The 7402-nt window shown below is 67.6% G+C and carries 7 protein-coding genes and 1 pseudogene; 3 read left to right on the forward strand and 5 right to left on the reverse strand.

Translation table 11 applies throughout. The annotated features are described in order from the left end of the window. A pseudogene (locus VGR06_RS08495) lies at positions 1-165 on the forward strand (saccharopine dehydrogenase); the annotation flags it as partial. 158 nt (positions 166-323) lie between these two features. Here VGR06_RS08495 and VGR06_RS08500 read toward each other — a convergent pair. The 3 genes from VGR06_RS08500 to VGR06_RS08510 form a co-directional block, all read right to left on the reverse strand. Next, positions 324-698 carry an Mth938-like domain-containing protein gene (locus VGR06_RS08500; RefSeq protein ID WP_327558426.1) on the reverse strand — a complete coding sequence of 125 codons (375 nt, stop codon included), beginning with the start codon at positions 696-698 and terminating at the stop codon, positions 324-326. A gap of 168 nt (positions 699-866) precedes the next feature. Continuing rightward, positions 867-1463 (reverse strand): Mov34/MPN/PAD-1 family protein, encoded by a 597-nt coding sequence (locus VGR06_RS08505; protein ID WP_327558427.1) that lies wholly within the window; start codon positions 1461-1463, stop codon positions 867-869. A gap of 318 nt (positions 1464-1781) precedes the next feature. Continuing rightward, the gene (locus tag VGR06_RS08510) at positions 1782-2327 is read right to left on the reverse strand and encodes a hypothetical protein (RefSeq protein WP_327558428.1); all 546 of its coding nucleotides are present in this window, start codon (positions 2325-2327) and stop codon (positions 1782-1784) included. 663 nt (positions 2328-2990) lie between these two features. Here VGR06_RS08510 and VGR06_RS08515 point away from each other — a divergent pair. Further along, positions 2991-3119, forward strand: coding sequence for a hypothetical protein (locus tag VGR06_RS08515; RefSeq protein ID WP_327558429.1), 129 nt, complete (start codon positions 2991-2993; stop codon positions 3117-3119). A gap of 18 nt (positions 3120-3137) precedes the next feature. On the opposite strand, the gene VGR06_RS08520 is transcribed toward VGR06_RS08515, so the two are convergent. Then, positions 3138-3497 carry a hypothetical protein gene (locus tag VGR06_RS08520; RefSeq protein WP_327558430.1) on the reverse strand — a complete coding sequence of 120 codons (360 nt, stop codon included), beginning with the start codon at positions 3495-3497 and terminating at the stop codon, positions 3138-3140. Between the two features lie 307 nt (positions 3498-3804). On the opposite strand from VGR06_RS08520, the gene VGR06_RS08525 reads away from it, so the two are divergent. Next, on the forward strand, positions 3805-4923 hold the full coding sequence (locus tag VGR06_RS08525; protein WP_327558431.1) for a tyrosine-type recombinase/integrase: 1119 nt from the start codon (positions 3805-3807) through the stop codon (positions 4921-4923). 202 nt (positions 4924-5125) lie between these two features. Here the strand turns inward: VGR06_RS08525 and VGR06_RS08530 are convergent, their stop codons facing one another. Next, the gene (locus VGR06_RS08530; RefSeq protein WP_414637197.1) at positions 5126-6562 is read right to left on the reverse strand and encodes an ISKra4 family transposase; all 1437 of its coding nucleotides are present in this window, start codon (positions 6560-6562) and stop codon (positions 5126-5128) included. Between the last annotated feature and the right edge of the window lie 840 nt (positions 6563-7402).

Genomic DNA, 7402 nt, shown 5'->3' on the forward strand with positions numbered 1-7402 from the left:
GCCATCAGCGCGCCACTCGCGGTGGAGGCCGTCGACCGCATCCTCACCGGCCGGACCAGGACCACCGGCGTCGCCTCCGCGGGCGCGGTCTTCGACGCCCCGGACTTCCTCCGCGCCCTGTCCTCACACCTCACGCTGCACATCCCGCTCGACACACCCAGCTGACCGGCGACCCGTGCCGGGATCCAGACCGTGGTCAGTGCGGTCGATGAGCAGGCTCGCAGCAGGAAGCGCTGCGCGCTCGCCGCCGGCGGTCGAGTGGCTCGCCGACAACTCGTTCATCAGCGACGACCGCTGACGCAACTCGACCGTCGCACACGCGGTCAGCAGGTTGAGTGGAACAGTCCGGCAAGGGCACTGTTCTCGGCCAGGTCGTTGTAGATCTTCACCGCTTCGCGGGTCTCCAGCACATGGACCTCGACGGACCGCTCCTCCAGGTACCGCAGCGTGGCCTGGTCGACGTGCAACTGCCGATCCATGCCTAGCGACAGGACAACGACGGTCGCACCGTGCGCGAGAAGCTCCTCAACATCGGCAACCTGGATCCCCGGCACATGCCGGGTTCCGGTCTCGGACCAGTCCCACGCCCGCCCGCCGCCCGGATACAGCTTCCAGTCCTTCTCGACGCCGAGGCCATCGACCTCCATCCGGCCCCAGGACAGGTCCAGGATCTTCGGCGAGCGCTCACCTTGGCTCACGATCGACTCCCATCGGCGAAGGGACGGCACCGCGGGGCACCGCCGTACAGGTGTACCCGATCGTCAACCTCACGGACCGGAGCGGTGACCTGGAACAGGGTCCGAGCGGGCCTCGGCATGGCGATCTGGACGGTCCACGGCTCGTTGTACCACTGCGCACGCAAGGGGTCACAAAGCTGTGGCGGCCCGGAGACCGAGGGCCTCGGCGCAGGCGTGCACATCGGCCGGGGCGCCGTCGACGAGCAGGCTCAGCGGGACGACCTCAGGGCCGGGATAGGCCAACTCGCTGCCCTGCCGATCGTCGTACGCGCTGATGCCCAGCTCGCCGCCGTCCTTGTCCACCCGAAACGGCTGCAGCTGCGGCACCGGTCCGCGGTGAAACGAGACGATAAGGTGCCAGGAGAAGGCCGGATTGTGCAGCCGGAAGTCGATCCAGGAGAAGTTCGGCGGCTGCCGGCGATGACTGTGAAACATCGCCACGATCTCGCGCCCCGACGCCTCGATCCGGCGGTATGCCTTTAGCAGATCGGTCGGGTCGGCCACGAAGCCGGCGTCATGGTGGCGCCGGAAGTACTGTCCCTGCGCCTCGAAGGCGGCACGGTTGCCCGGCTCGTTGCGCCGATTGCGGTGGACGTTCAGGAAAACCACGTCGGTAGCGCGAAACGGGACGCCGGGCTCGGCGACGAGAAGCCCGTACGACTTCAGACCGGCGTCGTGGATCCGGGTCGCCTCGCGGAGAAAGCGCAGGCACACCTCGGCCGGCATGCTGGCCGTCTCCGTGGTGCTCGGGTCACCCTGAGCCGAAATACACGCGGACAAGTACGAGTCCATCACTCCTCCTGGCGGTGGCGTTGCATCGCTACCCAGGAGGCGGACGAGCGAGGGTAGATACAAGCAGCGGCGATGGCGATGTGTCGCCATCGCGACGTCTGCTCTCCCGCCGTGCCAGCCGATCACTTGACACGCCTAGCCCAACGAGGGGCCGCGCGCTGATTATGAGCAGGCGTGCCGCCACATCGCTCGCGAGACGGATGGTCGGGCCATGCTCCAGCGTTTGCTCGACTCCGTACTGGCAGGTTTGTCTCAGCGCGGATCCTGGGTGTTGAGGGAAGCGGTGATGTCTCTGGCGCGTCGTTCGCCGATGAAGTCGTGTCCGAACATGGCGATCAGGATCGTGGCGATGAGTCCTGTGCCGTAGGGGGCGAGGACCAGTGCGAGCAGGCCGTTCGGCGCGAATGTTCGGGGTGCGCCGTTGCGTTCGTCCAGTGGCGCCTCGGCGATCTTGCGCAGCCCGGAGCGGACACCGAGGACCACGGTCAGGTCATAGAGGACAGCCATGGCCACTCGGATGGCGTCGTGTCGGTCGCCGAGGATGCCGATGGTGAATCCGACGGCCATACCGCCGACCAGGCCAAGCGCGAGCACGAAAACGATGACGGCGCCGACCCGCCGCCGCCAGTACGAGCCGTTTCGCGTCTGCCAGGTGGTGCCGAGGAACGGCACCGGGACGACGCCGTTGTGCAGTCGCGCCTGAATACGCAGGCGGGCGTCGACGGTTTCCGCGGGGGTGGCTGCCTTCTTGGTCATAGCCGGCTCCATCAAACATGCGGCCAAGGCGGCCGTGACCAACTTTCCGCAAGGCCGTGTCCAAAGAGGATGGCCCCCCCGGGGCATTCGGATCAACACGGCCCGTCCCGGACCTTGATACCACTGCGTGCGAACAGGCCGGGCTGCCGATGGAGGTCCGAGCCGGATTCTCGGGCATGGACCGCGAAGCTGCCGAGACGGTCGCCGCCCTGTTCGTGGACAGCGTCCTGCCGGACGTCAGCGAATCCTTTGGCAACGGGCATGGAAACGGCTCCTCAGATGATCTCTGAGGGGCCGTTTCTCCTGGTAGCGGGCCGCAGCCGCATCGATAAGTCTCGAAGCGTTCTGGTTACACATCTGGTTACGGATGGCGGGGCCGATCCCCGGCCCGCCTGAGCCCCGGCCATTTCAGCCGGTCCGTGAGTCGGCGAGCCTCGCAGCGTTGAGGGACATTGCGCGGCCGTCGTTTCCCCCAATTCGCGAGCACATGACCTGTTGACAGTCCTTTGGGGACACAAGGGACACGAGGGTCGCCGGTCGCGTCCGCTGGCGTGGTGTAAGAGACGGCTAACGAACAACTCCACGCATAAGATCAGAAACCACGGATCAGCGTCCGGCGCACACCGGTTGAGACAAACTGGCTCAGCGGTGACGCCTGGAACTCGGCGACCCGCACGTACTGCACGAAGAGGCTGGGGGCTGCTCATGCAGGCCTCGTACGCCGCCGGCCTGCTGCTCGCCGGCCTCGGCCGGTCGGCGCTCATCGACCCCTTAGCCGGCGCCCCCCATGACCAGGGCGTCCTCGTCGCGAACGCGAAGAGAGGGACGCCCTGATCATGCCCGAATCGACGGTTACATGTACCCGACTTCCTGCAGGGCGCTCGTGTAGTTGCCCATGAGCTGCTGCACGGACTGGTCGTCGCCGCCCGCGTAGACCTGGATCTCGAAGTCCGACACGATGGACTCGGCTTGGGCGTTGAGCCGGAGCGTCTCGTCCTCCGCGAGGATCTTCAACAGCTCCTCGACCTGGCCGTCGAGGATCATGAAGCCGCTCGCCGGCCCGGTCACCGCGAAATACTCACGGTGGCTGTGCACTCGGCCCTGCTTGGTCAGTTCCTCGAACCGCTCGACCGCCTTGCCGAAGACATCGAGTCCCTTGGCCTCCCGGTTCGGAACGCCGGCCCCCCACCGGATCAACACGGCACCGTTCATGGCTCCCCCTCCGGTGCTCATCGACATGCGCCGGCTCGCCCCGCGATCCGCGGGAACGCGGTCGAGGGACGGCCGCTCGCCTGACTCCTCCACTGTACGACCGGCTGTACCCGTTGGGCAGGGTCGGAGTTCTCGGTGTTGTGTCGTTCGGTGTCGACGGTGCTGAGCCGCGCTTTGGTGAGGATTTCCAGGCGTGTGGCCGAGTCGTACACCACTCCAGCGGACGAAACCATCCTCCGCCCTTCGAGGCGGTCGACCGGCTTGTAGCTGCGGCTTCACCACCGAGGAAGAGGCGTGGAGCGCGGCTGTGAAGGCCAACACTGCCGCCGACACCGGCCGCCGGGTACCGCCGTCGCGGCGTACCATCGCCGAGTTCTTCGCCGAGTGGCTGACCGCCGTGCGGCATTCCCTCAAGCCCTCGACCTACGCCAACTACGCCGACGTGGTGCGAATCATTGGCAAGCGACGGCTTCAGGACATCGACGTGCCGACGCTCGACGAGCTGTACCGGCATCTCCTGCGCGAAGGTCGCTGCAAGCCCGACACAAACGTCGCCAGGTACGACTACTGGCGTACCCGCAGGCTGGCCGCGATCGAGCTGCCGCCGAGAGAAATCGCGCGGCAGAGCGGTACCAGCATCCACGCCGCCCGCGCGGCCGTGCAGCGCTACCGGCGCGGCCGCGTCCCGACAGCGACGACGCCCGGCTTGGCCCCGAAGACGGTCAAGAATGTGCACCGGATGCTGCATCGGGCGCTAAGTGATGCGGTGGCGTGGGGCTACCTGGCGGCAAACCCGGCAACCCATGCGAGCCTGCCCAGGGAGCGACGCAGGAGCGCACGGCAGCGGGGCAAGACATGGACCGCCGAACGCCTGGTTGAAGGTTGCGACGCAGGACCGCGACGCCGCGATGTGGGTTGCAAGACGGCCAGCGGCCGACGCACCATCGCGCTCGATCCACTCACCGCATCGTACCTGCGTCGCCATCTGGCGATGCTCGCCGACGAGCGACGGGAGTTCGGTGCGATGTACCGCCACCACGGCAAGCTGTTCTGTCACCCAGACGGCCGCCCGATCCACCCCGACACGATCACACGCCGGTTCGACCGCCTGGTCGACCGGACCGGGGTGCCCCTGATCCGGCCGCACGATGTTCGGCACACCTTCGCCACGCTCTCGTTCGACGCGGGGGTCGAGCCAAAGGTGGTAGCCGACCGCATCGGGCACGCCAACATGGCGTACACCCTGACGATCTACACCCACCGCTCTACCGGCCACGATCAACCGGCCGCCGACAAGGCCGCCTCCCGAGGACTGCCCGGAGGCGTAACTGGGCCGGGTTGCAAGGCCCGATGGTTACCGATCGGGTTACATCACGCATGCGAAAGGCCCCCGGAGAGATCTCTCCGGAGGCCTTTTCCCTGGTAGCGGGGACAGGATTTGAACCTGCGACCTCTGGGTTATGAGGTGGCCAAGGGACGTCCCGCCGTGCCTCGCGATGGCCTACCTGTCCTGGTCAGCCGACGTACCGTCGTGCCGCACGGGCAGTCCTGTCCTCTTGATCCCAGCGGTCCCGCACCGTCTCGTTAGCACTGGCGTTAGCAAATGGGTGCGGCTCTCCTGAGGGTGTCTATCGGGCAGGGATGACGCCGTTGAGGTAGCGGGCGTTGTGGGTGCGTTGTTGTTCCTGGGCCAGGTGCCATGGCCAGTAGTCGTCGAAGTCGGCGTTGCTGATCAGGGCGGGTAGCTTGAGTACGGCCTCGGCTCCGGGCAGGCCCCAACGGGCGCCGGTGATGTCCATGCGGTCCTTGACCAGGTAGCGGCAGGCACCCTCGATGACGCCGGTGGCGATCGGCCAGCCCGCGGCCAGAGCGGTGGGGTAGTCCAGCCAGGGCTTCTTGTTGGTCAGGTAGGTGGCGGCGGTGTCGGCGGCTTGGCGCTGGCCGGGGTCCAGGCCGTGGTAGGTGGCCTTGCGGCGGATCGCGGCGGCGACGATGCCGGCCCGCCCGGCAAGGATCGCCCGGGCGTGCTCACGTACCCATGCTTCGACCCGGCGGTCGCCTTCGGTGAAGAAGCACCAGGCGGCCTTCCACAGGTATTCGATGACGTGGATGAAGTCGACCACGATCGTGACGTTGGCCTTGCGGGTGTGGGCTTCGGCGTGGATGCGGGCGATCTGGTGGGCGTTGCCGTCGACGAGGGCTACCCAATCCCGCTGGTGGTCGGGGTCGCGGCGGGCGGCTTCGTTGAACCCGGCGGTGATCACCGCCGCGGCATCGTCGGTGACGCTGGCGGTCAGCCACTTGCCGTGGGCGGTGGGCGCCGGGCGGGCCTTGTCGCGTTCGACGTCGCTGGCAGGCAGGATGTCGGCGACCGTTCGTGGTGTCGGGGTCAGGTCGTAGACGCAGGCGACCTCGGCCATCCGTTTGCGGTAGCGCTTCTCCCCTCGGGAGAGCCGGGTCGACAGCTTGCGGCTGGCCGCGTTGCGGGCGGTGGCCTCCCGCAGCGCCTCGGGGCGCATCACCACACCCTTGGCGTCATAGGTCATCACCACCGCGTCGGTGTCCGCGCCGGGCCCGGGTGCCCGCGCGGCGTAGAAGGCGTCAATGTCCACACCGGCGCGGGTAGCCAGGTTCTCCACCTGGCGTTTACCGATCCGCACCCCGCTCGCGCGGGTGATCGCCGCGGCGGCGGCGTCGAACGACCCGCGGGCGGCCTCCACCGCGGCGATGCGCCGCAACCCGTGCGAGTGCTTCTCCGCGGGCAGGTTGAGCACTGCATCAGCGGGATGCAGATCGGCCCGGCCCGGGGCCCGGTAGGCGATCCGCGCCACGACAACGTCCCCGAATATGGTGGCCAGTCCGCGTTCCCGGCCGAACTCGGCGCTACCGCGCCCGGCCCCGCCGGCGTCGGTCACCGTCTGCAGCCGCCGTTCCCGGCTGGCGTGAAGATCCAGACTGTCCTGCAACATCTGGCGCAGCAACACCAGACCATCGACGTGCAGCCGCTCCTCCAACTGCCCATGGGTCATGGCCATGGCGTGCTCACCGCCCAACCAGTTCACCATGGTGGCGAACCGCGTGCGTGAAGCGGTGAACGCGTCGTTCGGGCTCTGAGATGCGTAGGCTTGCACCGGGCTCCTTCTTTGCGACGTTCGGGTCTAGACATCCACGAACGTAACGGGAAGGAGCCCCCTTTTCCGTACCTGACCAGTCTTCATCCCCTGGTCACACACCAAGCCAGCGCACCCTCAAGAGAGCCGCACCCAAAAGCTATCGCCGATGCGGGCTGGTGTCCCGCGGTCGGCAACGCGTCCGTGCTGCGGACGGGGGCGTCACGGGGTCGCACCCCGCCGGCGGTGCCGGTGCCGTGTTTGTGTGCTCCATGTGTGCTCGGACGCCGCGAACAGGGCGGCACTGGACGGACCAAACGGCACACCATTGCGCCATCAGTCCGGACGAAATGGCCGTGGAACGGACTGGCCGGCACTATACGGACTGCTCTTAATCCGCGGGTTGTAGGTTCGAGTCCTACGCGGCGCACCCGTGTTGAACAGGCCGTATAGCCACCGGGCTATGCGGCTTTGATCTTTGGGTGTCGCGTGGGTGTCACGGTGGTGCGGGCCTTCCTGCTGTGTCGTGTGCGACGGGATCGCTTGGGCCGCACTGGTTCGGGCCTGGTGCCGTGGTCGGATGCTGCGGACGTGGGCGGGCCGGTCTTCGCGCGGGTTCGGTGCCGGTGGCCGGGGTTGCGGGCCGCCGCGGCCAACACAAGGCGGGCGGTGGCTTCGGCGACCTTGAAGTGCAGGTCAAGCAGGACGCTGGTGTACGTGTCGGCGGTGAGCACGATGCTGGTGTGCCCGAGCTGTTCCTGGACGGTCTTGAGGTCTGCGCCGGCAGCGTGGGCG

It is taken from the genome of Actinophytocola sp., from assembly GCF_036002505.1.
GTDB lineage: Bacteria > Actinomycetota > Actinomycetes > Mycobacteriales > Pseudonocardiaceae > DASYTH01.